Consider the following 25,199-nt stretch of genomic DNA (forward strand, 5'->3'; position numbering starts at 1 on the left):
GTTGGGGTCGCTTGGGGGGTGTGTGGGTTGTGTCGTGGCAAAGGTGGGGAGGGCGCTTGATGCGTGTCTGCTTGTCGTTCCGCCCGCTCAGTGGCCTGGGCTGGTGGGGCCAGCACTAGATGATATTGTGCTCTGCCAGCGTGGGCGTGGGGGAGGGCACACCCATCTTCTCCAGATAGAGGGGGGAGGCGAACAGACCGTACTGGATGTGACCCAGACAGAGGGCGTTGGGCAGGGTCTGGGGGAGCTCGCCGTTGAAAAAGACCAGGTCCCTGTCCTGATCCGCCTGGAGGGCATGATCGTTGGATTGGCGGATGTCGAATTGTACCCCGGGATAGCGCAGGCCGAAGTCCACCAGCATGTCGACCAGGATGGTGTTGAAGAGGGCGATGGGGGCCGCGAGGCGGATGAGGCCGCTGATGTCCGTCTCCTCACCCCGGATTTCGCCGGTGGCCTGCTCTATCTCTGCCAGGGGGGTACAGAGGCGCTCGTAATAGCGCAGCCCTTCGTCCGTGAGACGCAGCTTGCGGGTGGATCTGTGCAGCAGGCTGCATCCGAGCTGCTCTTCCAGTTGGGAGATACGTCGACTGATGGTGCCGGTCGGCATGCCCAGCGCAGCGGCGGCGTGGGAGAAACCGCCCTCTTGCACCACCTTGACGAACAGATAGAACTCTTCGATGTACTTCATAGCGGTTTTAGGGGGTGTTCTGGCTGTAACAAGCCAGTGACCTTATGAAGAGTCACCGGGCTTGGCAAGCGCAATCCGGCGTTTAATTGATCTGGATTAGATTCGACTCGCGCTGGTATTGCTGGAGCAGATGGACGAAATCTTCCGGGGATCTGTCCAGGCTGTTGTCGGGCACCAGCAGATCGTACCCCAGCAAATCACGCAGCCGTGCCATGCGGTTGCCGAGCATGGCGATCACCCCCTCATAGCGCTGGCCGGAGGGTGAGCAGAAGCGGCTCTCCTCCAGCAGTCCCTCTCCCAGGAGCCCACTGCCGCACCCTCCGGTCGGGCAGTCGGAGCGCTCGCTTCGCATGGCCTGCATCAGCACGGCGCGCTGCTCGGTCAGCAGACGGACGGCGAGCCGGGGTGTGATCAGCGTCAAAAAAGCGTCGTAATCCTTTATTTTCAAACCGATGTAGGGCAGCTCCACCAGATCCCACCCAAAATGGATACGTGGTTGGTCAATTCGCTGAATATTTCTCCATTTCAGGATCCAGCCGCCGTACTTGTGATGGTATTGCAGGCAGTCCTGACACAAAGAGAGACTAAAATGAGGCTCACCCAGTTTCCAAACCCCGACAAGAATTGTCATCAGGCCCGCGAGGAGGAGGGAAATGGCGGGGATTAGTAGTTGTTCACGAAGAAAAAAAAGTATAAAAATCATAGCAATGGTTATCACCATGCCCAACAATACCAGTGTGAGTCCATTTCTTCGTACCATGGGGATCACATGTAGCGTTTTCATATGATTTCGGCCTTTTTTCATCCGTTTGTTATCCGATTATGGGCCGGAACGGATTTTGTACCAGCGCGAATGCTCCTGTCAGGGGGCGCAACCGACTGGTTCGACCATGAGCTTTCAGCATGAATCATCACTCAACATGAATACGCTAGACGAACGCCTGCTCACCGTGATGGATGTCCTCCACACGCCTGTCTGGGTCTATGACATCCAGCGTCATCATATTTACTGGGCCAACGATGCTGCCCTCGGGCTCTGGGAGGCGAGCTCCCTGGCCGAGCTGAAGTCCCGGGATTTCTCCGCCGACATGGCCGCCGCCATCGATCTGCTGCTGCAGCGCTATCTCGGCGATTTCCAGCAGGAGCGCAGTTACAACGAGTGGTGGACCCTCTCGCCCAAGGGGGTCAAGAAGCAGGTCTATCTGCGTCTTTCCGGGATCCAGCTTGCCGGACGGCAGATGATGATGGCGGAAGCGGTCATCGATGCCGACACCCTCTATCAGGAGTCCTCCCTCGCCACCGGCGACACCCTGGCCTGTCTCTTTGACAACGAGGGGCGCCTCGAGAGCGGCAACCATCACTTCGACATGTGCTTTGGCACCGGCATTCTGACGCTGCCCCAGATCTTCTCCGGTGCGGACGAGGCCTTCTATCGTCGCCTCTCCCGTCTGGACGAAGTAGTGGCCGAAGGGGAGTGCCGCACCCAGAAGGGGATGCGCTGGTTCCAGTACCAGTTTCGCCATATCCAGCAGGGGGCACGGATCCTGCTGACCATGCGGGACATCACGGATCGCAAGCTCGAAGAGCTGGAGCATCGCCACCTGGCCTGGCACGACTCCCTCACCGGGCTGCTCAACCGCTACGGCCTGATGAAATCCCTGGAAGCCTATTGCGGCCTCGGGGGGCGCTTTGCACTGGTGTTCATGGATCTGGACAACTTCAAGCTGGTCAATGACAACTACGGCCACAAGGCCGGGGATCGCCTGCTGGAGCGGGTCGCCGGACGGCTCAAGCAGATCTGCCCGCGGGACGTGGAGCTGGCGCGCCTTGGCGGGGACGAGTTCACCGCCCTGGTGCCCCTCAACCAGGCGAGCGATCGGGCCCAGGAGGTGGCGGATCTCATGCTCTCCCAGATGAGCAAGCCACTGCAGCTGAGCGGTGTCCCCGAGGTCACCATCGGCGGCAGCATCGGCATCGCCATCTACCCGGACGACGCCGATGATGGCGACAACCTCATCACCCGTGCCGACATGGCCATGTACCAGGCCAAGCAGATGGGGCGGCTTCGCTGGCAGCGCTTCACCCCCAGCATGCAGCAGAGCCTGCATCGCAAGCTGACCCTCAAGCAGTTCCTGGCCAAGGCCGTCGGTCGGGGGGAGCTCAGCCTGCGCTATCAGCCCCAGGTGGATGTGGCGCAAGGTCGGGTCATCGGTTTCGAGGCCCTGGTACGCTGGTACAATCCCGTGCTCGGCCATGTGTCGCCGGCGGAGTTCATTCCGCTGGCCGAAGAGATGGGGCTCATCCGGGAAATTGGAAGCTGGGTGCTTTCCACCGCATTGGCCCAGATGGGGGAGTGGCAGCGACAGGACGGGGTGAGGGTGCCGGTGTCGGTGAATCTCTCGGGCTTCCAGCTCTCTGCCAGTTTGCCGGAGCTGGTGGCCCAACTGCTCGAGGCATTCTCGGTGGAGGCGGCGCTGCTGACCCTGGAGCTGACCGAGACGGTGCTGATGCTCGACATGAAGGGGTGCATCGAGATCCTCGACGCCCTGAGCGAGCAGGGGATCAAGATCGCCATCGACGACTTCGGGACGGGCTACTCGTCGCTTGCCTACCTCAACCGGTTGCCGATCGACACCATCAAGCTGGACCGCTCCTTCGTGGTGGGGCTCAACCTGCCGGTGATCCGGGCGACGGTGGCCATGGCCACCAGTCTGGGGCTCGGGATCCTGGCGGAAGGGGTGGAGGAGGAGCACGAGCTCGCGGCCCTGCAGACCCAGGGTTGCCACGTCTTCCAGGGATTCCTGTTCAGCCGTCCCATGACCCCGGAAGAGGTGGCGGCAGCGGGGTTCGCAGTACAGTGCCGGCTGGGCCGCTATCCCCTCGCAAACCATTGAGCAAGTTGTCGATTAATGTGCGGCATCTCCCATTTATGAAGTGTGAGATGCCAAATTAAACATAATTAATCGAATTTTTGTCTCATATCATGGGATCCATTAGACGTTATCGCTAGTATGCGCGCTCATTCCTTGGTAATGGAGTATCACCATAATGAGTCAAGCTGCAGTGAACGAGCGTCCGGCCCCTCCCAACGGCTGGTTGAACCGCTTTCTGAACGGGGTGGAGAAGGCGGGCAACAAGCTGCCGGATCCCGCCATGCTCTTCCTCTATGCCTTGCTGATCGTCTGGGTTGGCTCCTGGATAGGCTCCCAGTTCTCCTTCGATCTGGTCAATCCCCGCACCGGAGAGGCCGTGGTCATCAACAACCTGTTGACCGGGGCAGGGCTGGCGGACTTTCTCGCCAGCATGGTCACCACGTTCACCGGGTTTGCTCCCCTTGGCATCGTGCTGGTGGCCATGCTGGGGGTCGGGGTGGCTGAACAGTCCGGTTTCATCAACACCGGGCTCAAGAAGCTGCTCAAGGTGACGCCGGCGCGCTTTCTGACCCCCATGCTGATCCTGGTGGCCATCGTCAGCCATACCGCCGCCGATGCGGGCTATGTGCTGGTGATCCCCATTGGCGGCATCATCTTCCATGCGGCGGGTCGCCACCCGCTGGCGGGGATTGCCGCAGCCTTTGCCGGGGTTTCCGGCGGGTTTGCCGCCAACTTCCTGCCCTCCGGCGGGGATGCGCTGCTTCAGGGTTTCACCCAGTCTGCAGCCCAGTTGTTCGACCCTGACTACATGGTCAACACCCTGTGCAATATCATCTTCACCGGCGCTTCTTCCTTGCTGATCATCTGCGTGGGCTGGTTTGTCACCGAGAAGATTGTCGAGCCGCGCCTCAAGCAGGTGCCTCTCAACGAGGATCTGGAGAGCGCCGACGAGATGGGTCGTTACAGCGCCCAGGAAAGCTGGGCCTTCAACTGGGCCGGGTTCGCCATGCTGGCGGCCGTGGTGCTGCTGGGGCTGGTGCTGGCCCCCGGCGACTCGCCGATGCGGGCACCGGACGGTTCCCTCACCACTTTCGCCGCACCGGTGATGAAGTCCATCGTGCCCCTCATTTTCCTGCTCTTCATCCTGCCCGGGATCGTCTATGGCTTTGTCGCTGGCAGTTTCAAGAGCGGCAAGGATGTGATCGACGCCATGTCGGCCACCATGAACAAGATGGGCTCCTACATGGTGATGGCCTTCTTCTGCGCCCTCTTCATCAAGGCGTTCGGGGATTCCAACCTCGGTACCCTGCTGGCGCTCTCCGGTGCCGAGGTGCTTCACGCCCTGGCGTTGCCGGGAGAGGTGACCATCGTCGGCATCATACTGCTGACGGCCACCGTCAACCTGGTGGTGGGCTCGGCCTCCGCCAAGTGGGCCCTCATCAGCCCCATCCTGGTGCCCATGCTGATGGCGGTGGGGATCTCGCCCGAGCTGACTCAGGCCGCGTATCGGGTGGGGGATTCCGCCTCCAACATCATCACCCCGCTGATGGTCTTCTTCCCCCTGGTGGTGGTCTATTGCCAGCAGTATGTGAAGAGCACAGGCATCGGCACCCTGGTCTCCATGATGCTGCCTTACTCCCTGGCCTTCCTGGTGAGCTGGACGGGCTTCCTGCTGATCTACTGGGCGCTGGGGTTCCCGCTTGGGTTGCAGGCCCCCTATGTCTATCCTGCCCCTTGAGGGTGACGGGGGGCCTTGGGCCCCCCGCTTTTTTTGGGTAGAGTGTGGCCTTCATCCCGGAGGTACCATGAACCCGACCATCGATCTCATTCTTTCCCATCGCTCCATTCGCCAGTTCACCCCAGAGCCCGTCAGCGCAGAGCAGCTGGATCAGATCCTGAGCGCCGCCCAGAGCGCCGCGAGCTCCAGCTTCCTCCAGGCCAACAGCATCATCCGGGTCACCGACAAGGGGTTGCGGGCCACCCTGGCGGAGCTGGCCGGCCATCAGGCCTATGTGGTCGAAGCGGCGGAGTTTCTGGTGTTTTGCGCCGACTACCATCGTCACAGCCAGATAGTGCCGGAGGCCCGCACCGGCTTCGTGGAGCAGCTCATGATCGGGGCCATCGACGGCGCCCTGATGGCGCAAAATGCCTTGCTGGCGGCCCAGTCACTTGGGCTGGGGGGGGTCTATATCGGCGGCATTCGCAACAATCCGGCCAAGGTGAGCGAGGTGCTGGGTCTGCCCCATCAGGTGATCCCGCTGTTTGGCCTCTGCCTGGGTCATCCCGCCCAGCGGCCGGAGCAAAAACCGCGGCTGCCCCGGGCGCTGGTGGTGCACGAGAACCGCTATCCAGAGACGCTCGATCGCGCCCTGCTGGCCCAATATGATCGGCAGATCCACGACTACTACCAGGCCCGCAGCAGCAACAACAAGGATCAGACCTGGAGCGGGCAGATCAGGGGGATCCTGGGCAAGGAGGCGAGGCCCTTCATGCTGGGATTCCTGCAGTCGAAGGGTTTTTGCCTCAAGTAATGGGGGCGGCGGGCGATATGGAGCAAGACGCACCGGATGCGGTCACCGCCTGGGAGCGTTCTTGTGAGGCAATACGGGATCTGGGCGCTACCCTATGAGGCTAAGCTGTTGTAGGATCTCGCAATTGGATTGGGACTGGAGTGTGAACACCCTATGATTTTAACCCTGATATTGCTGTCAATCGGCGCACTCCTGTTTCTGGTCATCGCCTATAACGTGGTGCAGCAATACAAGCAGAAGGCCGAATCGGACAAGCGCCAGGCCATTGCCCGTCACAAGGCGGTGGCAGACGAGACCGAAGAGGTGTTGCTGAACGTCAACCTGGTGCCCTTTTCCAAAAACATGGTGCTGCTGTTGCAACACCGGATCCTGGATGCCTACCGCGCCATCGCGCTGGTGATGCCCAATGCACAGGTCAAGCAGCGCATCGCCGATGTCCAGCTCCAGATCAAGAACGTGCAGGAGAACTACAGCAGCCAGGACGAGGGAAATTTCAAGACGCCGGAGTCCGACCGCCAGGCCATCCAGATGCTGCAACTGGCCAAGAAGATGCGGGCCGTGCTGCGGGTCGAGCACAACAAGGGCAAGATAGATCCTCAGGGCTTTGCCCAGGAGGATCGCCGCCTCGAGCTGATGCAGCTCAAGATCAACATCGCCAACCTGCTCAAGCGGGCCATGGATGCTCAGATCCAGGGGCAGTACGGCACCTGCCGCCAGCTCTACACCAAGGGACTGGGGGCGCTGGCCAATGTCACCGACAAGGATCCCTACCTGCTGGCGCGGGAAGAGGACATGCGTCAGGGGATGCGCCAGCTGGAAGAACACCTGCAGCAGCACAGCGAGAAGGAGCTGCAAAACATCAAGGACAAAGAGACGGACGAACTGGACGTCCTGTTCCAACCCAAGAAGAAATGGTGATCATGTCACATCCACTGGATTCCACACTGGGGCCCATGGCCCCATTTGTTTGCCAACTGCTCACGGAAATGCATGCCGTCATGGGAGTCAAGGACTCCCCCGTGGTGGATCACCTCTGCTACCGCGCCGCCACCCTGCAGGAATATCTGGAGTTGAAAGCGGTGCTGGCCGCCCACGGAGTCTTGCTGGTGGAGGGGATGATAGGCGGTCGTCCCATCGCCACCTATCGCTTGCACCAGCCTGTCTGCTGGGAGCAGGTGACCGTCCCCTGCATCGAACTGGCCACCCCCAAGGCGGGTCGAAGCCATCAGGCCGGGCTCGAACATATCGAGCTGGTGGTGCCCTCGCTCACGACCTTGGTGACGACGCATCCGGATGTCCCCTTCAAGACCGGCAACATCGATGACGGACGCAATCCGGATATAGGACTGATGCTGCCCTCTGGGCAGATCAAGTTTCATCTGCGCCCGCTTGACGAGGTGATCGACGAAGAGCTCTGCACCGGCGCCGTAGTGCCGGTACCGGCGGACTATTATGACGGTCTGTGAGGTGAGGGCCCGTTGACGGAAGCCTGATCCTGTGGCGTCAACGCACAAGCGGGCGCCACACGTCCTTTCAAGTGACCGAGCCAGAGGCTCAACCCCGCGGTGATCATCAACACCAGCTCGATGCCGAGCACCAGACCCCAGAGCCCCCCTTGCTCCCAGAAGGGATGCAGATAAAGCCCGCCCAGACTGGCCCCCAAGTAATACCCCACCAGATAGAGCGACGAGGCGAGCGCCCGGTTGTGCTCCACGTGCTGGCCGACCCAGGCGCTGGCGCAGGCGTGGGCCAGGAAGAAGCCGAAGCTCGAGACAAGCAATCCCCCGATGATGGCGACAAGGCTCCCCTGCAACAGGGCCAGGCTGCCGAGTGCCATCAGGGCTATTCCCGCCAGCAGCAGGTGTTGTGCTCCCCAGCGATGGGCCCCGCGGCCGCTCAGTGAAGAGGCGACGGTACCAGTGAGGTAGGTCAGAAACAGCATGCCGAGCCATTGGGTCGGCAGGGAGAAGGGGGCCTTGGCCAGCAGGAAGGTGAGATAGCTGTACTGATTCAGGAAGACCATGAAGTTGAGGCCGCCGATGAGATAGGCCCCCACCAGCAGGGGATTGCCAAGGTGGCTCTGGATGGCACGGCGCAGTTGCCCAGGCGCTGCCTCCACGGCCACGAAGCAGCGCTGGGCGGGCAGCAGCCAGATGACCAGTGGCAGCAGGGCGAGGCTGATGATCCCGATACCGAGGAAGGTGTGCTGCCAGTCACCAAACCAGCCAGCCAGCAGACCGCCGACCACCCGGCCCGCGATGCCCCCCAGGGAGTTGGCGGCGATATAGACGCCGACGGCTACGATGAGGGCACGTTTGCTGAACTCTTCCCCCATATAGGCAATGGCGGTGGCGGGCAACCCTGCCAGCAGGACGCCTTGCAGGATGCGCAGGCTCACCAGCACATCAAAGTGGGTGACCCAGGGGATGCACAGGGAGAGCAGGATGGCGGCCGCCAGGGTCCACAGCATGATCCGCCGCCGTCCGAACCGATCAGCCAGACGGGCACAGACGAGCAGGGAGCCTGCAAGCCCTGCGGTGCAGCCTGCCAGCGTCCAGCTGGCGGACAGGGCGCTGACGGAGAAGACCTCTGCCAGGAGCGGCAGCAGGGGATGGGTCTGGTAGAGATTGAGGAATACCAGGAAGGAGCCCAGGCTGAGAGCCAGGGTGGCGCGTATCCATTCGCGACTGCCTACTTCGATCATATGGAGTTGTCCCGACGACTTCTGTGCAGGGTAGTGCGACGAAAAGTATAAATATAATATATTTAAGTTATTACCCTGATAAATGAAATTGATATGGATCTGAAACAGCTCGGATACCTGCTGGCGGTGCGCGATGCCGGCTCCTTCACCAGGGCGGCCCAGGGGCTGAACGTGGCCCAGCCTGCTGTCAGCATGGCCATCGCCAAGCTGGAGCAGCAGCTCGATCTGCGGCTGTTTGACCGACAGGATCGCAGCGTGCGTCTCACCCCGGAGGGAGAGGTCCTCTGTCGCCACGCCGAACGGCTGCTGCGCCAGATGCACCAGGCCGAGGCCGAGATGGCCGAGCTCAAGGGGCTGGAGCGGGGGGAGGTGCGCATCGGCATCCCCTACATGATGGGATCCTATTACTTCCCGCCAATCCTGATGGCATTCAAGCATCGCTACCCCGGTTTGAAGATCCGGGTGGAGGAGGCGGGCACCCGGGAGCTGCTCAGCCGCATGGTGGATGGCAGTCTGGATCTCGCCATCCTCATCACCAGCGATCTGCCACCGGCCCTTGAGGGGGCGCAACTGCTGCGGGAAGAGATGCTGATGGTGGTGGGGGAGGAGCACCCCCTGCGCGGCGCTGAGTCGGTCTCGTTGCCACAGTTCTTCGGCCAGGAGCTCGCCATGTTCCGGCGAGGCTTCTACCACAGGGAACACATGGAGGTGTTGGCGCAGGGGCTGGGGGTAGAGCCTGACATCGCGTTCGAAAGCAATCTCATCCCGCTGCTCAAGGCGGTGGTGCGTCAGGGATTCGCCGTGACCACCTTCCTGCGCATGGCGCTGGAAGAGGAGCCGGCCCTCACCGGCATCCCTTTTTCCCCCCCCATCTTCCTGGATCTCTGCGTAGCCTGGCGACGGGGGGATCCGCTCTCCATGGCGAACCGGGCATTGCGGGATTTTTTGCTAGCACAAGGGGATGTTTCTCACCATTGCGCTACAGATACTCAATGATTGAGTGGTATCACCAATAAAAACGCCTCCAATCTGGAGGCGTATGCTGACAAGGTGGATGCAACCTTACTTCTTGAACAGGTGATCCAGCTTGTTTGCCTTGGTGGAGAGATAAAACTCGTTGTGGGGATTGCGACCTTCCTGAAGGGGCACGCGCTCCGCCACCGGGATGCCAAAGGATTCCATCGCCTTCAACTTGCGCGGGTTGTTGGTCATCAGGCGCAGGGACTTGACCTCGAGCGCCTTGAGCATGTCGGCACAGATGGTGTAGTCGCGCATGTCGGCGGCAAAGCCAAGCGCCACGTTGGCTTCCACGGTATCGGCCCCCTGATCCTGCAGATGATAGGCCCGGATCTTGTTGAGCAAGCCGATGCCTCGCCCTTCCTGACGGACATACAGCAGGACGCCGCGGCCCGCCTTGGCGATGTTTTCCAGCGCGGCCTGCAATTGGAAGCCGCAGTCACAACGCAGACTGAACAGGGCATCCCCGGTTAGACACTCGGAATGAATGCGTCCCAGCACGGGTTCGCCGTCTGCGATATCGCCCATCACCAGCGCGGCATGATCCTTGCCCGTGCCGGTTTCCTGAAAACCAACCAGCGTGAAAGTGCCCCAGGGGGTCGGCAACTTGGATTTGGCCACGAGGGTAACGCTGCTCATATGGTTGCTCCTGACTACAGCTGCTTGAAAAAGGGCGGCTAGTGTAGCGCGCCTTGTGCATAACAACCATAAGAACAAAACCTTGCGCGAGGAGGGGGTTAGCAGATTGGTCATAATAGGCGCAATCGCGACGACTTTTGCGCAATTGTGTGCCCTGACAACTGCCAGCGTCGATGCATTCGGGTATAATCGGCGCCCATTATCCCATCCCGATCAGGGATGCGGGCAACCAGTCAAGATGCCGAGTGCGCAGGAGAAACGTTATGGCTCAGATGGCCCCCGTGATGACTATTGATGGCCCAAGTGGCGCAGGAAAAGGCACCTTGTGCCAGTTGCTGGCTGAAAAACTGGGCTGGCACCTGCTCGATTCCGGTGCCATCTACCGGGTGCTCTCCCTGGCAGCCCTGCATCACGATGTGGAGCTCGATTCCGAAGCAGCATTGGTTCCCCTGGCCGCCAATCTGGATGTGCAATTCCAGGTAGAAGGGGAGCTGGTCAAGGTGATCCTCGAAGGGGAGGATGTTTCCCGCACCATTCGTACTGAAGAAGTGGGCAACGCGGCCAGCAAAATCGCGGCGTTTCCCCGGGTACGTGAAGCCCTGCTGCGCCGTCAGCGTGCATTCCGCCAAGCCCCCGGTCTCATCGCCGACGGTCGCGACATGGGTACAGTAGTTTTCCCCGAGGCGGATGTGAAGATTTTCCTCGACGCCAGCGCCGAGGAGCGGGCCCAGCGCCGCTATAAGCAGTTGCAAGATAAGGGCTTTGATGTTAACTTTGAGCGTCTTTTAACCGAGATTCGGGAGCGTGACGATCGCGACAGAAATCGCGCCGTCGCTCCCCTGAAACCCGCGGAAGATGCTCTTGTTGTAGACTCAACGTCCATGACCATAGATGAAGTGCTGGCAACGGTGCTTGCCTATGCAGAGCAACAACTTGGTGATGTCAGCGCAAACTGATGTCAGTCGTCTGCACCAAGGATGGCGCAGATAATTTAAAACAACCCCGCTTGTGCCGGATTGCAAGTGGATGTTTCATTTGTGACATAAACAATGATCGAATCTTTTGCTCAACTCTTTGAAGAGTCCCTGAACGCCGTTGAAACCCGTCAAGGTTCCATCGTCAAGGGCACTGTCGTTGCTATCGAGAACGGTTTCGTACTGGTTGATGCCGGTCTGAAATCCGAGTCTGCTATCCCGGCTGAAGAATTCAAGAACGCCATGGGCGAGCTGGAAATCAACGTAGGTGACTCCGTTGACGTGGCTCTGGACTCTATCGAAGATGGTTTCGGCGAAACCAAGCTGTCCCGCGAAAAAGCCAAGCGCCACGAAGCCTGGCTGCAGCTTGAAAAAGCTTACGAAGAGCAAGCTACCGTTATCGGTATCATCAACGGCAAGGTCAAGGGTGGTTTCACCGTTGAGCTGAACGGCATCCGTGCCTTCCTGCCGGGTTCTCTGGTTGACGTGCGTCCGATCCGTGACACCGCTCACCTGGAAAACAAAGAACTCGAGTTCAAAGTCATCAAGCTGGACCAGAAGCGCAACAACGTTGTTGTTTCCCGTCGTGCCGTGATCGAGACCGAGAATACCTCCGAGCGTGAAAGCCTGCTGGCCAACCTGCAAGAAGGTCAAGAAGTTAAGGGTATCGTCAAGAACCTGACCGACTACGGTGCATTCGTAGATCTGGGCGGTGTTGACGGCCTGCTGCACATCACCGACATGGCGTGGAAGCGCGTTAAGCATCCTTCCGAAATCGTCAACGTTGGCGACGAGATCGCTGTCAAGGTTCTGAAGTTCGACCGCGAGCGTACCCGTGTATCCTTGGGCCTGAAGCAGCTGGGCGAAGATCCCTGGGTTGCTATCGCCAAGCGTTACCCGGAGACCACCCGTCTGTCTGGCCGCGTGACCAACCTGACCGACTACGGCTGCTTCGTTGAAATCGAAGAAGGCGTGGAAGGCCTGGTACACGTATCCGAGATGGATTGGACCAACAAGAACATCCACCCGTCCAAGGTTGTCAACGTTGGCGACGTGGTTGACGTGATGGTTCTGGACATCGACGAAGAGCGTCGTCGTATCTCCCTGGGTCTGAAGCAGTGCAAATCCAACCCGTGGCAGCTGTTTGCCGAAACTCACGCCAAGGGCGACCGTGTTTCCGGCAAGATCAAGTCCATCACTGACTTCGGTATCTTCATCGGTCTGGATGGCGGCATCGACGGCCTGGTTCACCTGTCAGACATCTCCTGGAACAACCAGGGCGAAGAAGCCGTGCGTGAATTCAAGAAGGGCGACGAAATCGAAGCCGTTGTTCTGCAAGTGGACCCGGAGCGTGAGCGCATCTCCCTGGGCGTCAAGCAGATCGAAGAAGACCCGTTCAATAAGTACCTGTCTGACAACAAGAAAGGTGCTATTGTGAAGGGCAAGGTTACCGAGGTTGATGCCAAGGGTGCCGTGATCGAACTGGCTGACGGCGTAGAAGGCTACCTGCGTGCCTCCGACGCTGCTCGTGACCGCGTAGAAGACGCCACTCTGGTGCTGTCTGTTGGTGACGAGGTTGAAGCCAAATTCATGGGCGTTGATCGCAAGAACCGCACCGTGAGCCTGTCTGTCCGTGCCAAGGACGAGGCTGACGAGCGTGTTGCCATCGACAGCCTGAACCAACAAGAAGAAGTTGTGTTCAGCAATGCCATGATGGAAGCGTTCAAAGCCGCCAAGGGTGAGTAATCCTTGATGCAAGAAAAGGGCGGCATTGCGCCGCCCTTTTTTATCTTGGCAAAATGATTATTGCATGTGATCGGGGAAGGAGATTTAACCTTATGACCAAATCAGATCTCATCGAACAACTGGCAGCCAGCCGCATGCATATGCCGGCCAAGGATGTCGAAGCCGCAATCAAGGAGATCCTTGAGCAGATGGCATCGACCTTGCAAAACGGCGACCGGATTGAAATCCGAGGATTTGGCAGTTTCTCGCTGCACTATCGTGCGCCCCGTGTGGGTCGCAACCCCAAGACCGGGGACAAGGTTGAACTGACCGGGAAATATGTCCCGCACTTCAAACCTGGCAAAGAGTTGCGCGAACGCGTCAACATCATCGAATAATGCAGAAAACGGCATACCTGAGTATGCCTTTTTCATTTTTATGGCCTGGAGTCTGCCCGTTGTCGGGTTTCTCACACTCTTTTCCCATTCGCGCTAGAGTCTGCCTGTGATTTTAAGGATAATCAGTCACTCATTCGCTACAGACAGGGAGCTCCCATGAAGCGTATCTTGGCCCTCATTCCACTGGTGCTGGTGTTTGTCCTGACCCTTGCCATTGGTTCTCAAAATGGTCAGCTGGTGCAGTTCAACTACCTGATTGCCCAGGGGGAGTTCTCGCTCTCCATGTTGCTGGGGTTCTTCTTCGCCGGCGGTTTTCTGCTGGGCTGGCTGGTATTTGGTCTGCTGTTCCTGCGTCTCAAACTGCAAAATCGCACCCTGAACCGAACCATGCGTCGTCAATCTCGCGAGTTGGAGCTTGCCCGGTCGACAACCAAGGAATAATGTCCCTCGATGCTTGAACTGCTTTTCCTGCTGTTGCCCATCGCCGCCGGTTATGGCTGGTACATGGGCCGCAGGAGTGTTCGCCAGGACACCCAGCAACAGAGTAACCAGTTTTCCCGCCAGTACGTGGCGGGCCTCAACTATTTGCTCTCTGACGAGTCGGACAAGGCGGTGGATCTCTTTATCCAGCTGCTGGAAGTCGACAGCGAAACCATCGAAACCCACCTCTCCCTCGGCAACCTGTTCCGTCAACGGGGCGAGGTCGATCGCGCCATCAAGATCCACCAGAACCTGGTCGCCCGTCAGCTGACCCGTGAGCAGCGTCAGCTTGCCTTGCAGGAGCTGGCCCGTGACTTTCTGGCTGCCGGCTTGCTCGATCGGGCCGAAGCACTCTGGAAAGAGCTGTGTGATGACAGCGATTTCGAAGAGACGGCTCTGGCACAGCTCCTGATCATTCATCAGCAGTTGCGTGACTGGGACAATGCCATCGCCGTGGCGGTGCGTCTGCAGAAATTCCAGGGCAAGAAGCTGGCCGAGCCCATTTCCCACTTCTATTGCGAACAGGCGGAGAGTGCCTTGCGCGATGGCGACAAGCCTGCGGGCATCGCCAAGCTCAAGCGTGCGCTCGGTGCCCACCCGGCCTGTGCCCGCGCCAGCTTGCGGCTGGCCGATCTGGCGATGGAGGAGGGCAGGTTCGAGGATGCGGCCAAGGAGCTCCTGCGGGTGTTCGAGCAGGATATCGACTTTGCCTCCGAAGCCATGCCAAAACTGCTCGAATGCTATCGCCAGCTTGGTCGCAGCCAGGAGCTGATCCCGCTGCTTGAAAAAGCGGTAGAGGATCATGCGGGGGTCAGCGTGACCTTGGCGCTGGCCAATCTGGTGGAGGCCCGCGATGGGTTGAGCCAGGCCCGGGCCCTGGTGCTGCGCCAACTGCGTCGCCACCCCTCCATGAAGGGCTTCTATCAGCTGGTCGGTTTCCAGTTGGCCAGTGCCGAGGAGGGGCCTGCCAAGGAGAGCCTGGAGTTGCTGCAGCAGCTGGTCGGTGAGCAGATCAAGATCAAGTCGACCCACAAGTGCCGTCAGTGCGGCTTTGCCACCCATTCGCTGTTCTGGCAATGCCCTTCCTGCCGGCAGTGGGGCACCATCAAGCCGATCCGAGGGCTGGATGGGGAGTAAACGCCAGCGAGGCCAACACGCCCGGGCGAGCACGGATACCCAAGAATTTCAGATGCCAGTGTGCAACCGGGCCCCGGCTCTGCTGCGCCTGGCTGTGGCATAACAATCCATAGGAAGTGACATGCAAGACCCCAAAGTACTGGTCGCGCTGGATTATCAGCACGAAGCCGACGCCTTTGCCTTCATTGAGCAGATCTCACCGGCCCAGTGCCGCCTCAAAGTAGGCAAGGAGATGTTTACCCTGTTTGGTCCCCAGTTCGTTCGTCAACTGGTGGCCAAGGGGTTCGACGTCTTCCTGGATCTGAAATTTCACGACATTCCCAACACCGTCGCCAAGGCGGTGGCGGCCAGTGCGGAGCTGGGCGTCTGGATGGTGAATGTCCATGCCAGCGGTGGCGAACGCATGATGCGTGCCGCCAGAGAGGCGTTGCTGCCATACGGGGACAAGGCGCCCCTGCTCATCGGGGTAACCGTGCTGACCAGCATGGAGCAGTCCGACATGGCGCCCCTGGGTCTGGATGTGACGCCGGCAGAACAGGTGATCCGCCTGGCCACCCTTGCCAAGGTTGCCGGACTGGATGGTGTGGTCTGCTCCGCGGAAGAGGCGAGTGTGCTGAAGGGGCTGCTGGGAGCCGAATTCAAGCTGGTGACGCCGGGCATTCGTCCGAGCGGATCGGCTGCCGGTGATCAGCGCCGCGTCATGACGCCGCTGGCAGCGGTGGAGGCGGGGGCGGATTATCTGGTGATCGGCCGTCCTATCACCCAGTCCTCGGATCCCGCCGCCGTGCTTGGGGCGATCAATGCCGAGCTTTGCCGGTAACGGCGTAATGGGCGAATGAGCGCAGGCCGGATCCCAGATCCGGCCTGCTGCATTTTGGCCGTGGGCTGGCCTTGCCTATGGGGAGCTCAGGAGTGGACGGCCTGGGCGTCCAGACGAATGGGGAAGAGGCCGAGGAGCAGGCCGGCGAGTGCACCGATGAAGTGTGACTCGATGTGTACCCTGGCACCGATCAAGGCGGAGACCGGGCTCTCGCCGGCACTGTAAAAGTCCACACCGAGCTTGATGGCGACGCCCGCCAGCATCAGCCAGCCGGAGTGACGGCGAAAGCGGATGTCCTGCATGGCACCCCATACGAACAATCCGTGCAGCAGGCCGGAGAGTCCCATGTACCACTGGGTTTGCGGGCAGCCCCACCAGATGCCGAGTCCGACCGCCGTTCCCAGCAGCAGCAACAGCACGGGCAGGCGCCATCCCGTCAGGTACTCCTGAAACAGGCTGTAGAGCACGGCCAGACCGCTCAGGTTGAGCAGCAGGTGCCATCCATTGGTGTGTGCCAGATTGCCTGTTATGATGCGCCACCCTTCGCCCTGGGCGATCAGGTCGCGATCGAAGGCGAGCTGATGATTTGGCACGGTGAAAAAGAGCAAGGCAGTGACGAGCGAAAGCGCGATGACCCAGAGCAGACCCGATTTTCCTGACAACATGAAGGAGCCCAACGACAAAGAGAGCCGATACTGTACACGCTGTACCCGGGCCCTCAAAGCGTGCCTGTGCGATTATATTCAACGGTTGCCGAACCTGGCTGCACTCCATATTCTGCAACACCCTGCCGAAGTAGGTCACCCCAAGGGGACGGCTGCGTTGCTGGCGGCGTCCCTGACCGATGTGCGCATCCATGTGGGAGAGGACTTTTCCGACGACGAAGGGCTCAATGTCCTGCTTGCCGACCCCGCTGTCCAGTGCTACGTGCTGTGGCCCGATGAGGAGGCCCTGACCCTGATACAGGCAAGGGAGCATCTCCTGAGGCGTGGACGCACCGTGCGAGCCCACTTCATCCTCCTCGATGGTACCTGGCGCAAAGCCTATCGCATGTTGCACAGCTCGCCTGCACTGCTCGGGTTGCCGCGGATCACCCTCGGCGCCATTGCCGGACAATATTCCATTCGCAAGAAGCCCTTTGAGGAGGCGCTGTCCACCCTGGAAGCGGGCTACCATCTGTTGTCCCAGTGGGAAGGAGAGCCTGAGCGCTTTGCCCCGCTGATGACCCTGTTTACCCATTTGAACCGGCAGTGGCATGACTTTGCACAAGGCCGCCGCCGTTGAGTTGCCCAGAGGAGTGAAAAACATGAAAAAAGCCGTCGTGGTCTTCAGTGGCGGGCAGGACAGCACCACCTGTCTGGTGCAGGCACAGGCCCGCTATGACGAAGTGCATGCCATCACCTTCGATTACGGCCAGCGCCACCGGGCGGAGATTGACACCGCCCGCCATCTGGCGACGGCGCTCGGGATCGCCGCCCACAAGGTAATGGATGTGACCATGCTCGGGGAGCTGGCCATCTCTGCGTTGACCCGGGACGACATACCGGTGAGCTTCGAGCTTCAGGAGAACGGCCTGCCCAACACCTTCGTGCCGGGACGCAACATCCTGTTCCTGACCCTGGCGGCCATCTATGCCTATCAGGTGGGCGCCGAAGCGGTGATCACCGGGGTGTGCGAGACCGACTTTTCCGGCTATCCCGATTGCCGCGACGACTTCGTCAAGGCGCTCAATCAGGCGGTCTCCCTGGGGCTGGATCGCCCCATCCGCTTCGAAACCCCCCTGATGTGGCTCGACAAGGCCGAAACCTGGGCGCTGGCGGATCATTACGGTCACCTCGATACCGTACGTCACCAGACGCTCACTTGCTACAACGGTGTCCAGGGAGATGGTTGCGGGGCCTGTCCGGCCTGCGAGCTGCGTCGCCGTGGCCTGGATCACTATCTGGCTGACAAGAGCGGCATCCGTGCCAGACTTTACGAGAAGAGCGGACTGGGCGAGAAAAGCGGATCCTGAGCCTGTGCCTGGCCCGGGTTTGGGGTATAATCCGCCCCTTTTGCAGCAAGTCGTGACCAAGATGCACTACCCAATCAACGAGATCTTCCAGACCATCCAGGGGGAGGGGGTATTTACCGGCCTGCCCGCCATCTTCGTTCGCCTTCAGGGCTGCCCTGTGGGCTGTCCCTGGTGCGATACCCGCCACACCTGGGTGGTGGACCCCGAGCGTGAGGTGGCCCCTGGCGAGGTGCTCGATCGTTCCAATGAGTCCGACGGCTGGAGCAAGATGAGCACGGAAGATATTCTGGCCAGCTTTACCCGGCTCGGTTACCGGGCCCGTCACGTGGTGTTGACCGGTGGTGAGCCCTGCCTCTACGACTTGCGCGAGCTCTCTTCGGCCCTGGTGGCATCGGGTTATCAGGTGCAGATCGAAACCAGCGGGACCAGTGAGGTGCTGACCCATGAGCAGACCTGGGTGACTGTTTCCCCCAAGATCGGCATGAAGGGTGGGTTGCCGGTGCTGGTCTCTGCCCTCGAGCGGGCCAACGAGATCAAGCATCCGGTGGCCACCGAGCACCATATCGAGGAGCTGGATGCCCTGCTGGCCACAGCCCGGCTGCGCCCCGATGTGATGATTGCGTTGCAACCCATCAGCCAGAAAGCCAGGGCCACGGAGCTGGCCATGGCGACCTGCATCGCCCGTAACTGGCGACTCTCCATCCAGACCCATAAATACCTGAATATCGATTGATATGGATGGACTCAGCGATGAGCGCATCTTGCTGACGCTGGCCAGCAAGATGCCTTACGGAAAATACAAGGGGCGGCGCATCATCGATATTCCCGAGCCCTATCTGGTATGGATGGCGCGAAGCGGTTTTCCAGCCGGTACCCTGGGCCAGTCTCTGGCACTGGCCTACGAGATAAAGCTCAATGGACTCGAGTCCATGATTATTCCCATTATTAACAGGATGTCAGAATGAGAATATATACAAGGCAAGGGGACAAGGGGCTCACGCGACTGGCCGATGGCACTTCCCTGGCCAAAGACGATAAACGTGTCGAGACCTATGGCGCCATCGACGAGCTGAATTCCCAAATAGGCTTGTTGATGGCTGAAATACCCGCCGGGGAGACGACTCTCCTGGCCGATCTCATATTGTTGCAGCAGGAGCTGTTTGATCTGGGCGGGGAGCTGGCATTTTCCAGTGAATCGCAAACGGATGCGCTGTGGCAGGTGAACGAGGCTTGGACGAACAGGCTCGAGCAACAGATCGATGCCTACAGTGCCGGGTTGCCGGTGCTGCGCAATTTTATTTTGCCGAGCGGTTCGCGGGCGGCGGCCCAGGCACATGTGGTGCGTACCTTGACCCGTCGCTGCGAGCGCCTGCTGCTTGGGTTGAGCCGCGTAGAGCGGGTGAATCCGGCTGTTTTGCCCTATCTCAACCGGCTGAGCGACTGGTTTTTCACCATCGCCCGATACTTGCTGGTATCGTCGGGTACCCCGGAGATCCTCTGGGTCAAGGCGGCTGACAGAGGCTGACAACCGCTCGAAGCGGCAATAAAAAAACCTCGCCTTGCGAGGTTTTTTTATTGCTGTGGAAAGGGGCCTGATATTGCTCTCAGATAGCAAAGGCTTCCACGGATTTGCCTTCAGCAACGGCCTTGGCAATGACCGAGGGCATGCGGCCCTGACCGGTCCAGGTTTTTTCCACGCCATTGTCCAGATAACGATATTTGGCGGGGCGGGGCGCACGTTTGCTGACCTTGGTATTCTCGGGAACCACGGTGTTGACCAATTCGGCGGGATCGATCCCAGCGGCCTTCAGCATTTCGGCATATTCGGCAATTTTCTTTTGATGCTCTTCACGGGCCTGGCGTTCGGCGGATTCATCTTGCCGACGTTCATCGACGATGGCGGAGAGCTTTTCCAAGCCTTCTTCCAGTTGTTCCAGCGTCAAATCGCGGCAAGCTGCACGCAGGCTACGGATATTCAACAGCACTTTCAGAAATTCGTTCATATTGGCTACCACGCGAGCAAAATATTAAGGGAAAAACTAGTTTTTCGATAATTTATAGGGGTGTTTGGCACCAAGTCAAGCCTGCCAAAATAATTAATTAGGCTGATAAATTAAGTCTTGAAATAGATATGAAGGATATTTTTACCCGTTTGACGGGCCAACATCTTCGAATGGGTTCATGTCAGATGAAAATATCGCCAGCGGAGTCTTTGATGAACCATTTGACTACCTTTGCAGATATGGGGGCCACAGAAACCTTGAAATTTAATCAAAAAACTTGCTATCACCCGGCGGCTCGATAAAATGTGCCGCGAATACCTTTAAGTAGAGGCGCGCTGCCTATGAGTAACCGAGCGGAGGGTGATGCCTGCGATGCTCGATGAAAGGAGTCGGCGCCGAAGTGACCAGGCCATCATACCGGGTTGCTGGTTCTGCATCTAATAGGTGCAGGACTGCCATAGTCATCCACTATGGAGCGCTACCTGAAGGGGCTGAGGAGTATACCCTCCCCATGGGTTTTGTTTCTTTGATCCTCTCGGTAGATCTCCACCTGTTGTCTTTAGGTGCAAAGAGATCATGGACATCGTTCATTACGCCGACTCCGGTTGGTCCGTCGTTCCCCCCCTGCTGGCCGTTGCGCTGGCGATCATCACTCGCCGCGTCCTGGTGTCGCTGGGGGTGGGCATAGTCGCAGGCAGCCTGCTGCTCAACCAGTTTTCTCCCCTTGCGTCCCTGCATTACATGCTCGATACCGTGCTCAGGATCTTCTGGGTCGACGGTGCGCTCAATCGTGACAACGTCAACATGATCCTCTTCATGTTGCTGCTGGGCGGCCTCATCAGCCTGATGAGCGTCTCCGGTGCGACCCGGGCATTTGCCGAGTGGGCGGAGCGCCGCGCCAAGACCCGCAAGGGTGCCAAGTCCCTGACCGGTCTGATGGTGTTTGCCTTCTTCATCGACGACTTCTTCCACAGTCTGTCGGTGGGTGCCATCTGCCGTCCGGTGACCGATCGCTTCCAGATCTCCCGCGCCAAGCTGGCCTATCTGCTGGACTCAACCGCCGCGCCGGTCTGTGTGCTGATGCCGATCTCCTCCTGGGGGGCTTACATCATCGCCCTCGTCGGCGGCATCATGGCGGCTCATGGTCTGACCGACCAGAGCCCCATCTCCGCCTTCGTCGAAATGATCCCCATGAACCTCTATGCGGTGTTCACCCTGATCATGGTGCTGGTGGTGATCGCCTTCCAGCTCGACATCGGCCCCATGCGCCAGCATGAGCTGTGGGCACTGGAGGGCAAACTGTGGGACGAGTCCAAGGGGCGCCCCATCGGGCTCGACATGGAGAGCCCGGAGGAGAGCAATGGCGGCATGATTGACATGGTGCTGCCCATCCTGACCCTGACCCTGGCCACCGTCTATTTCATGATTGACTCCGGGGCTGCGGTGCTGGCCGACAAGGGGCTGCCGTTCAGCGTGCTCGGCTCCTTCGAGAACACCAATGTCGGCTCCTCCCTGGTCTATGGTGCCCTTTGCAGCCTGGTGGTCTCCATCGGTCTGGCCATGCGCCTCAAGCTCGGGGCAAGCAACTGGATGAAGGCGGCTCCGCAGGGGATCATGGCCATGCTGCCCGCCATCAACATCCTGCTGTTCGCCTGGACCATCGGCGCCGTGGTGCGCGATGTGGAAACCGGTAAATACCTGGCCTCCCTGGCCAATGGCAATCTGCCGGTGGAAGTGCTGCCCGCCGTGGTCTTCGTGCTCTCCTGCGCCATGGCGTTTGCCACCGGCACCAGCTGGGGTACCTTCGGCATCATGCTGCCGCTCGCCGGTGACATGGCGGCCGCCAGCGACATCAGTCTGATGCTGCCCATGCTGGCCGCCGTACTGGCAGGGTCCGTGTTCGGGGATCACAGCTCCCCCATCTCCAGCACCAGCATCCTGTCTGCCACCGGGGCCGGTTGCCATCACATCGATCACGTGATGACCCAGCTGCCCTATGCCCTGGCCATCGCCTTTGGCGCGGCGCTCGGCTACCTGGTGATGGGGCTGATGCACTCCGCGCTGGCCGGTTTCACCGTGAGCGGGCTCTGGTTCCTGATCTTCTCCGGTTACCATTTGCGCAAAGCCCGGGCGTATAGCGCCGTGGCAGTTGCATAAGAGAACAAGGGGCCTGCGGGCCCCTTGGTTTTGGCAGGGGCTTTGGTTAGCATGCGCCCCATCACTCCCGTTTCGGAACCCCATCATGGCTTCACTGCACTACAAATTTGCCACCATGAACTCAGGTAAATCGACCCAGCTCATCCAGGCCCACTTCAACTATCTGGAGCGTGGCATGTATCCGCTGGCCATGACGCCCGCCATCGACGATCGCTTCGGTGCCGGCGTCATCAGTGCCAGGGTCGGTCTTGAGCTGAAAGTGGAGGTGTTCAGCGACAGCTGCGATCTCTTCGAGATGGTCAAGGCGCGCCACGCCGAGCGGCACATCGATGTCTTCATCGTTGACGAGGCGCAGTTCCTGACCCGTGAGCAGGTCTACCAGCTCGCCCGCATCGTCGACGAGCAGGACATTCCGGTGATTGCCTATGGTCTCAAGACCGATTTTCGCGGCGAACTGTTTCCCGGCTCCTACCACCTGCTCTGTCTGGCGGACAAGTTCGAGGAGCTAAAAAGCATCTGCTGGTGCGGCAACAAGGCCCACATGAACTCGCGGGTCAACGAGGCGGGGCAGGTGATGCGTGACGGTGAGCAGGTGGAGATCGGCGGCAACGATCGCTATGTGTCGCTCTGCCGCAAGCACTATCTGGAAGGGCGGGCCTTCAAGTAACCCGTGGCTGGCTCGTGCAGCCTGGACATCAAAGAGGGCGCCCATCTGGCGTCCTCTTTGTCTATGGGAGTCAGTCGATCTCGATGTCGACAGGGGCGATGATGGGGTCGGCCGCCGGCAGGCGGTGGAAGAGCTGGCGAAAATGCTGCTGTACCCGGCCTATGTCCACCAGGGACATGCCGGAGGCGAAGCCGAACCAGACGTAGAGCCCGGTGAGGTCGCGAAACATGGGAGGGAGGTAGCGGGGGGCGTCGATGAGCCCCTCCAGATAGTGCTGATAGAGCACGGGGATGTCGTCCAGGGTCACCTTGCCGACGAACAGCATGGGCAGGATCTCCGGCACCCCCTCCAGCACGGCGCTGCGAATGAAGTTCACCGTCTCCACATAGCCCTTCACATAGGAGAGATCCTTGGTAAAGCAGGCGCCCCCCTCGACCATGCCTCCGCGAAACACCCGCTGGGTGATCTTGTAGGCGTCGTGCTCGCTGGCCCCCTTGGCCACGAAGTGGCGGAACACCTCGATGAAATCGGCGCCACGCTCCGCCATGTCGATGGCCATGACCCGATCCGAGATGCGCTTGGCCCTGTCCGGGAAGGAGCTGAACGTGAGGGTCTCGATGAGTACTGCCAACCCCTCCTGACAGGCGGTGATGCGGGGCGAGCCGGCGCCGAGCCAGGTGGCGTAAGATTGCTGGCGGCCGTTGAGGGTGGTGCCGACGTGAACCCAGCCTTCGTGTACCTCCAGCACCTGCAGATCGAGTTCCGAGAAACGGGCGTGGGAGTTGAGCTTGATGTAATCCCCCCCGGCGGCGGCATCGGAGACGATGCCATCGCTGAGCTTGACCTGGACTGTGCCGTCGCTGAAGTAGCTCGACAGCTTGCCTTGCAACCTCGCCACCGCGGCTTCCCCCTCGAACTCCTTGGGGTAGGGGCGCACCAGGTGGCGGGCGCCGGGCAGGGAGAAGATGTCGCACAATCTGGCCCCCAGCTCCTTCAGGGTCTTGCGATCCCCGCGCAGGTGATCGCTTGCCGAGCCGTAGAGGCGCTGGCTGTAGCGCTGGAAGTCAGGCTGCCCGCGCTGGCGCAGCATCTCGATGACCACCATGTACTGATCCACCGTCTCTTGCAGGATCCGGCCGAGATCGTCCTGAGGGCCGAGGCGCCGGCGGATCCTGTCCCTCAACTCCTTGAGCTCAAGGTACTTGTTGCGGGGATCGAACCCCAGGGGGAGGGATTCATAGAAGTGCCTGTCGATGGCGGGCAGTGCCTTGCCGCCACTTGCCAGAAAGTCGCTTTGCAGGTGACGGGGCCATTTGATGGCATCCAGGATGCGGATGGGTTTTTGCAGGGCGAGCAGTTCATCCGAGAGGGATTTGAGGTGCAGGCGATACTTTTCTTGGATGGTCATCGGGCTCTTTGGAGGCGAGTGCGCTACGAGAATGGCTGAGTATAGGCACAGGGCCTGTCAAAAAGAAGCGAGACGACGGGGATCCGGCCTGTGTGCTTTTGGTTGTCTGAAAATTGGTTTAGACTGCGCCCCTTGATCTCTACCGTGTCGTGAAAATGATGAATATCCCCAGCTCTGAAATGATAATGCGTTGGTTGCAACAGGCCCGGATCGAGCACTATGTGTGCGATCAGTGTCATGGCATCCACATGGTCTCCCTGCAGTCCGTCGAGGGCATCCAGGAGAGCCGGATCTTCGTGGAAGAGGAAGGGCTGCTGTTCTCATCCGAGCTGGAGGTGCGCCCCTCATCGCTACTGCCCCTGGTGGCCGAACTGGGTCGTCTCAACATGCAATATCCGTCCCTCAAGGTGTTCCTCGACATCATCGATGACAACCTGCCACGCCTCGTTGTGGGTCACACCGTCTTTACCAAGGCGGGTCTCACCGTCGAGCAGTTCCTGCTGTTCGTTGAAAGCACCACGGCAGCCACCCATGAAGTGGTTTCCGAATGTGAACGCCTTGGCTTCCTCAACCTGCCGGAAATCCAGGTCGCACCGGAATCCGTTCACTGACCTCAGCACCTGAACTGTGCGTTTAATGTGCGAACGGTTCGCTGCGGCTAAAAAGCCGTTGACGGCGGCGGGGCTTTCCCCTAAATTACGCCCCGTTCCAGCGCAACGGCGCAGCGAACACCGTGTTGGCTGAACACGTTAAACCACAGACAAAATTTGGTGCGGTATCCGAGAGGCTGCCCACCGACGAAGTCGGCAAGATGCACGCGCAGCGCGCTCCGAAAGTCACTTCAAGCAGTAAAAATTTGGTGAGGTGTCCGAGTGGCTGAAGGAGCACGCCTGGAAAGTGTGTATACGGCAACGTATCGAGGGTTCGAATCCCTCCCTCACCGCCAAATATAACCCGTTGAATT

At 59.8% G+C, this 25,199-nt stretch carries 26 protein-coding genes, 1 tRNA gene, 1 pseudogene and 1 riboswitch; of the genes and pseudogenes, 21 read left to right on the forward strand and 7 right to left on the reverse strand.

Annotated elements, in window-relative coordinates:
• A pseudogene (locus C3418_RS16245) lies at positions 1-688 on the reverse strand (LysR family transcriptional regulator); the annotation flags it as partial.
• Positions 689-770: 82 nt separating this feature from the next.
• Positions 771-1,493 carry a DUF2982 domain-containing protein gene (locus tag C3418_RS16250; RefSeq protein WP_308457647.1) on the reverse strand — a complete coding sequence of 241 codons (723 nt, stop codon included), beginning with the start codon at positions 1,491-1,493 and terminating at the stop codon, positions 771-773.
• 148 nt (positions 1,494-1,641) lie between these two features.
• Between C3418_RS16250 and C3418_RS16255 the strand changes: the two genes are divergently transcribed.
• The 5 genes from C3418_RS16255 (at position 1,642) to C3418_RS16275 (ending at position 7,558) form a co-directional block, all read left to right on the forward strand.
• Positions 1,642-3,582 carry a bifunctional diguanylate cyclase/phosphodiesterase gene (locus C3418_RS16255; protein ID WP_039038812.1) on the forward strand — a complete coding sequence of 647 codons (1,941 nt, stop codon included), beginning with the start codon at positions 1,642-1,644 and terminating at the stop codon, positions 3,580-3,582.
• 154 nt (positions 3,583-3,736) lie between these two features.
• Positions 3,737-5,299 (forward strand): AbgT family transporter, encoded by a 1,563-nt coding sequence (locus C3418_RS16260; protein ID WP_103858886.1) that lies wholly within the window; start codon positions 3,737-3,739, stop codon positions 5,297-5,299.
• Positions 5,300-5,366: 67 nt separating this feature from the next.
• On the forward strand, positions 5,367-6,092 hold the full coding sequence (nfsA, locus tag C3418_RS16265) for an oxygen-insensitive NADPH nitroreductase (RefSeq protein WP_103858887.1): 726 nt from the start codon (positions 5,367-5,369) through the stop codon (positions 6,090-6,092).
• Positions 6,093-6,245: 153 nt separating this feature from the next.
• The gene (locus tag C3418_RS16270) at positions 6,246-7,010 is read left to right on the forward strand and encodes a DNA repair protein (protein ID WP_103858888.1); all 765 of its coding nucleotides are present in this window, start codon (positions 6,246-6,248) and stop codon (positions 7,008-7,010) included.
• Positions 7,004-7,558: a VOC family protein gene (locus C3418_RS16275; RefSeq protein ID WP_181023111.1), complete on the forward strand. Its 555-nt coding sequence runs from the start codon at positions 7,004-7,006 to the stop codon at positions 7,556-7,558. The genes C3418_RS16270 and C3418_RS16275 overlap by 7 nt, the downstream gene beginning before the upstream one ends.
• On the opposite strand, the gene C3418_RS16280 is transcribed toward C3418_RS16275, so the two are convergent.
• Positions 7,543-8,796, reverse strand: coding sequence for an MFS transporter (locus C3418_RS16280; RefSeq protein ID WP_103858889.1), 1,254 nt, complete (start codon positions 8,794-8,796; stop codon positions 7,543-7,545). The genes C3418_RS16275 and C3418_RS16280 overlap by 16 nt on opposite strands.
• Before the next feature lie 93 nt (positions 8,797-8,889).
• Here C3418_RS16280 and C3418_RS16285 point away from each other — a divergent pair, with 93 nt between their 5' ends.
• Positions 8,890-9,792 (forward strand): LysR family transcriptional regulator, encoded by a 903-nt coding sequence (locus C3418_RS16285; protein WP_010675004.1) that lies wholly within the window; start codon positions 8,890-8,892, stop codon positions 9,790-9,792.
• Between the two features lie 66 nt (positions 9,793-9,858).
• Here C3418_RS16285 and ribA read toward each other — a convergent pair whose 3' ends face one another.
• Positions 9,859-10,452: a GTP cyclohydrolase II gene (gene ribA, locus C3418_RS16290; RefSeq protein WP_010675003.1), complete on the reverse strand. Its 594-nt coding sequence runs from the start codon at positions 10,450-10,452 to the stop codon at positions 9,859-9,861.
• A gap of 263 nt (positions 10,453-10,715) precedes the next feature.
• Here ribA and cmk point away from each other — a divergent pair, with 263 nt between their 5' ends.
• The 6 genes from cmk to pyrF all read left to right on the forward strand — a co-directional run bounded on the left by cmk (position 10,716) and on the right by pyrF (position 15,986).
• Positions 10,716-11,408: a (d)CMP kinase gene (gene cmk / locus C3418_RS16295; RefSeq protein WP_041215039.1), complete on the forward strand. Its 693-nt coding sequence runs from the start codon at positions 10,716-10,718 to the stop codon at positions 11,406-11,408.
• Between the two features lie 93 nt (positions 11,409-11,501).
• Positions 11,502-13,172 (forward strand): 30S ribosomal protein S1, encoded by a 1,671-nt coding sequence (gene rpsA / locus C3418_RS16300; RefSeq protein WP_010675001.1) that lies wholly within the window; start codon positions 11,502-11,504, stop codon positions 13,170-13,172.
• A gap of 92 nt (positions 13,173-13,264) precedes the next feature.
• The gene (ihfB, locus tag C3418_RS16305; RefSeq protein ID WP_005299934.1) at positions 13,265-13,549 is read left to right on the forward strand and encodes an integration host factor subunit beta; all 285 of its coding nucleotides are present in this window, start codon (positions 13,265-13,267) and stop codon (positions 13,547-13,549) included.
• A 156-nt stretch (positions 13,550-13,705) separates the two neighbouring features.
• On the forward strand, positions 13,706-13,990 hold the full coding sequence (locus C3418_RS16310) for a LapA family protein (protein ID WP_010675000.1): 285 nt from the start codon (positions 13,706-13,708) through the stop codon (positions 13,988-13,990).
• Between the two features lie 9 nt (positions 13,991-13,999).
• Positions 14,000-15,166: a lipopolysaccharide assembly protein LapB gene (lapB, locus tag C3418_RS16315; protein WP_010674999.1), complete on the forward strand. Its 1,167-nt coding sequence runs from the start codon at positions 14,000-14,002 to the stop codon at positions 15,164-15,166.
• A gap of 121 nt (positions 15,167-15,287) precedes the next feature.
• On the forward strand, positions 15,288-15,986 hold the full coding sequence (pyrF, locus tag C3418_RS16320) for an orotidine-5'-phosphate decarboxylase (protein WP_041211549.1): 699 nt from the start codon (positions 15,288-15,290) through the stop codon (positions 15,984-15,986).
• A gap of 86 nt (positions 15,987-16,072) precedes the next feature.
• On the opposite strand, the gene rrtA is transcribed toward pyrF, so the two are convergent.
• Positions 16,073-16,651 carry a rhombosortase gene (rrtA, locus tag C3418_RS16325; protein ID WP_223915160.1) on the reverse strand — a complete coding sequence of 193 codons (579 nt, stop codon included), beginning with the start codon at positions 16,649-16,651 and terminating at the stop codon, positions 16,073-16,075.
• On the opposite strand from rrtA, the gene C3418_RS16330 reads away from it, so the two are divergent.
• The 5 genes from C3418_RS16330 (at position 16,617) to C3418_RS16350 (ending at position 19,525) form a co-directional block, all read left to right on the forward strand.
• Entirely contained in the window at positions 16,617-17,270 is a 654-nt protein-coding gene (locus tag C3418_RS16330; RefSeq protein WP_181023112.1) for a tRNA-uridine aminocarboxypropyltransferase, read from the forward strand. The two genes, rrtA and C3418_RS16330, sit on opposite strands and share 35 nt — an antisense overlap.
• 22 nt (positions 17,271-17,292) lie before the next feature.
• Complete coding sequence (gene queC, locus C3418_RS16335; RefSeq protein ID WP_103858891.1) at positions 17,293-18,000, forward strand: 7-cyano-7-deazaguanine synthase QueC; 708 nt, start codon at positions 17,293-17,295, stop codon at positions 17,998-18,000.
• Between the two features lie 61 nt (positions 18,001-18,061).
• A complete protein-coding gene (queE, locus tag C3418_RS16340; RefSeq protein ID WP_010674994.1) occupies positions 18,062-18,733 on the forward strand; it encodes a 7-carboxy-7-deazaguanine synthase QueE in 672 nt (223 codons plus the stop codon).
• A 1-nt stretch (position 18,734) separates the two neighbouring features.
• A complete protein-coding gene (locus C3418_RS16345; RefSeq protein ID WP_039038687.1) occupies positions 18,735-18,965 on the forward strand; it encodes a DUF3820 family protein in 231 nt (76 codons plus the stop codon).
• On the forward strand, positions 18,962-19,525 hold the full coding sequence (locus C3418_RS16350; protein WP_045524470.1) for a cob(I)yrinic acid a,c-diamide adenosyltransferase: 564 nt from the start codon (positions 18,962-18,964) through the stop codon (positions 19,523-19,525). The genes C3418_RS16345 and C3418_RS16350 overlap by 4 nt, the downstream gene beginning before the upstream one ends.
• Positions 19,526-19,604: 79 nt before the next feature.
• Here the strand turns inward: C3418_RS16350 and C3418_RS16355 are convergent, their stop codons facing one another.
• Complete coding sequence (locus C3418_RS16355; RefSeq protein WP_041215041.1) at positions 19,605-20,003, reverse strand: H-NS family nucleoid-associated regulatory protein; 399 nt, start codon at positions 20,001-20,003, stop codon at positions 19,605-19,607.
• 317 nt (positions 20,004-20,320) lie between these two features.
• A riboswitch (Lysine riboswitch) is annotated at positions 20,321-20,492 on the forward strand.
• Positions 20,493-20,579: 87 nt separating this feature from the next.
• On the opposite strand from C3418_RS16355, the gene C3418_RS16360 reads away from it, so the two are divergent.
• Positions 20,580-22,160 carry a Na+/H+ antiporter NhaC family protein gene (locus tag C3418_RS16360; protein WP_103858892.1) on the forward strand — a complete coding sequence of 527 codons (1,581 nt, stop codon included), beginning with the start codon at positions 20,580-20,582 and terminating at the stop codon, positions 22,158-22,160.
• A gap of 85 nt (positions 22,161-22,245) precedes the next feature.
• Positions 22,246-22,827 (forward strand): thymidine kinase, encoded by a 582-nt coding sequence (locus C3418_RS16365; protein ID WP_045524473.1) that lies wholly within the window; start codon positions 22,246-22,248, stop codon positions 22,825-22,827.
• A gap of 70 nt (positions 22,828-22,897) precedes the next feature.
• Here C3418_RS16365 and C3418_RS16370 read toward each other — a convergent pair whose 3' ends face one another.
• Positions 22,898-24,235, reverse strand: coding sequence for a flavohemoglobin expression-modulating QEGLA motif protein (locus tag C3418_RS16370; protein ID WP_010674988.1), 1,338 nt, complete (start codon positions 24,233-24,235; stop codon positions 22,898-22,900).
• A 155-nt stretch (positions 24,236-24,390) separates the two neighbouring features.
• On the opposite strand from C3418_RS16370, the gene C3418_RS16375 reads away from it, so the two are divergent.
• A complete protein-coding gene (locus tag C3418_RS16375) occupies positions 24,391-24,846 on the forward strand; it encodes a YbjN domain-containing protein (protein WP_160839247.1) in 456 nt (151 codons plus the stop codon).
• 247 nt (positions 24,847-25,093) lie between these two features.
• A tRNA-Ser gene (locus C3418_RS16380) sits at positions 25,094-25,181 on the forward strand.
• Positions 25,182-25,199 lie beyond the last annotated feature (18 nt).

This window comes from Aeromonas sp. ASNIH8 (assembly GCF_002919855.1).
Taxonomy (GTDB): domain Bacteria; phylum Pseudomonadota; class Gammaproteobacteria; order Enterobacterales; family Aeromonadaceae; genus Aeromonas; species Aeromonas caviae.

Bases quoted from the DNA above. Each gene is read 5' to 3' on its own strand.
- C3418_RS16250 (WP_308457647.1), bottom strand. From the start codon at position 1,493: ATGAAAAAAGGCCGAAATCATATGAAAACGCTACATGTGATCCCCATG.
- C3418_RS16255 (WP_039038812.1), top strand. From the start codon at position 1,642: ATGGATGTCCTCCACACGCCTGTCTGGGTCTATGACATCCAGCGTCAT.
- C3418_RS16260 (WP_103858886.1), top strand. From the start codon at position 3,737: ATGAGTCAAGCTGCAGTGAACGAGCGTCCGGCCCCTCCCAACGGCTGG.
- nfsA (WP_103858887.1), top strand. From the start codon at position 5,367: ATGAACCCGACCATCGATCTCATTCTTTCCCATCGCTCCATTCGCCAG.
- C3418_RS16270 (WP_103858888.1), top strand. From the start codon at position 6,246: ATGATTTTAACCCTGATATTGCTGTCAATCGGCGCACTCCTGTTTCTG.
- C3418_RS16275 (WP_181023111.1), top strand. From the start codon at position 7,004: ATGGTGATCATGTCACATCCACTGGATTCCACACTGGGGCCCATGGCC.
- C3418_RS16280 (WP_103858889.1), bottom strand. From the start codon at position 8,796: ATGATCGAAGTAGGCAGTCGCGAATGGATACGCGCCACCCTGGCTCTC.
- C3418_RS16285 (WP_010675004.1), top strand. From the start codon at position 8,890: ATGGATCTGAAACAGCTCGGATACCTGCTGGCGGTGCGCGATGCCGGC.
- ribA (WP_010675003.1), bottom strand. From the start codon at position 10,452: ATGAGCAGCGTTACCCTCGTGGCCAAATCCAAGTTGCCGACCCCCTGG.
- cmk (WP_041215039.1), top strand. From the start codon at position 10,716: ATGGCTCAGATGGCCCCCGTGATGACTATTGATGGCCCAAGTGGCGCA.
- rpsA (WP_010675001.1), top strand. From the start codon at position 11,502: ATGATCGAATCTTTTGCTCAACTCTTTGAAGAGTCCCTGAACGCCGTT.
- ihfB (WP_005299934.1), top strand. From the start codon at position 13,265: ATGACCAAATCAGATCTCATCGAACAACTGGCAGCCAGCCGCATGCAT.
- C3418_RS16310 (WP_010675000.1), top strand. From the start codon at position 13,706: ATGAAGCGTATCTTGGCCCTCATTCCACTGGTGCTGGTGTTTGTCCTG.
- lapB (WP_010674999.1), top strand. From the start codon at position 14,000: ATGCTTGAACTGCTTTTCCTGCTGTTGCCCATCGCCGCCGGTTATGGC.
- pyrF (WP_041211549.1), top strand. From the start codon at position 15,288: ATGCAAGACCCCAAAGTACTGGTCGCGCTGGATTATCAGCACGAAGCC.
- C3418_RS16330 (WP_181023112.1), top strand. From the start codon at position 16,617: ATGACCCAGAGCAGACCCGATTTTCCTGACAACATGAAGGAGCCCAAC.
- rrtA (WP_223915160.1), bottom strand. From the start codon at position 16,651: ATGTTGTCAGGAAAATCGGGTCTGCTCTGGGTCATCGCGCTTTCGCTC.
- queC (WP_103858891.1), top strand. From the start codon at position 17,293: ATGAAAAAAGCCGTCGTGGTCTTCAGTGGCGGGCAGGACAGCACCACC.
- queE (WP_010674994.1), top strand. From the start codon at position 18,062: ATGCACTACCCAATCAACGAGATCTTCCAGACCATCCAGGGGGAGGGG.
- C3418_RS16345 (WP_039038687.1), top strand. From the start codon at position 18,735: ATGGATGGACTCAGCGATGAGCGCATCTTGCTGACGCTGGCCAGCAAG.
- C3418_RS16350 (WP_045524470.1), top strand. From the start codon at position 18,962: ATGAGAATATATACAAGGCAAGGGGACAAGGGGCTCACGCGACTGGCC.
- C3418_RS16355 (WP_041215041.1), bottom strand. From the start codon at position 20,003: ATGAACGAATTTCTGAAAGTGCTGTTGAATATCCGTAGCCTGCGTGCA.
- C3418_RS16360 (WP_103858892.1), top strand. From the start codon at position 20,580: ATGGACATCGTTCATTACGCCGACTCCGGTTGGTCCGTCGTTCCCCCC.
- C3418_RS16365 (WP_045524473.1), top strand. From the start codon at position 22,246: ATGGCTTCACTGCACTACAAATTTGCCACCATGAACTCAGGTAAATCG.
- C3418_RS16370 (WP_010674988.1), bottom strand. From the start codon at position 24,235: ATGACCATCCAAGAAAAGTATCGCCTGCACCTCAAATCCCTCTCGGAT.
- C3418_RS16375 (WP_160839247.1), top strand. From the start codon at position 24,391: ATGATGAATATCCCCAGCTCTGAAATGATAATGCGTTGGTTGCAACAG.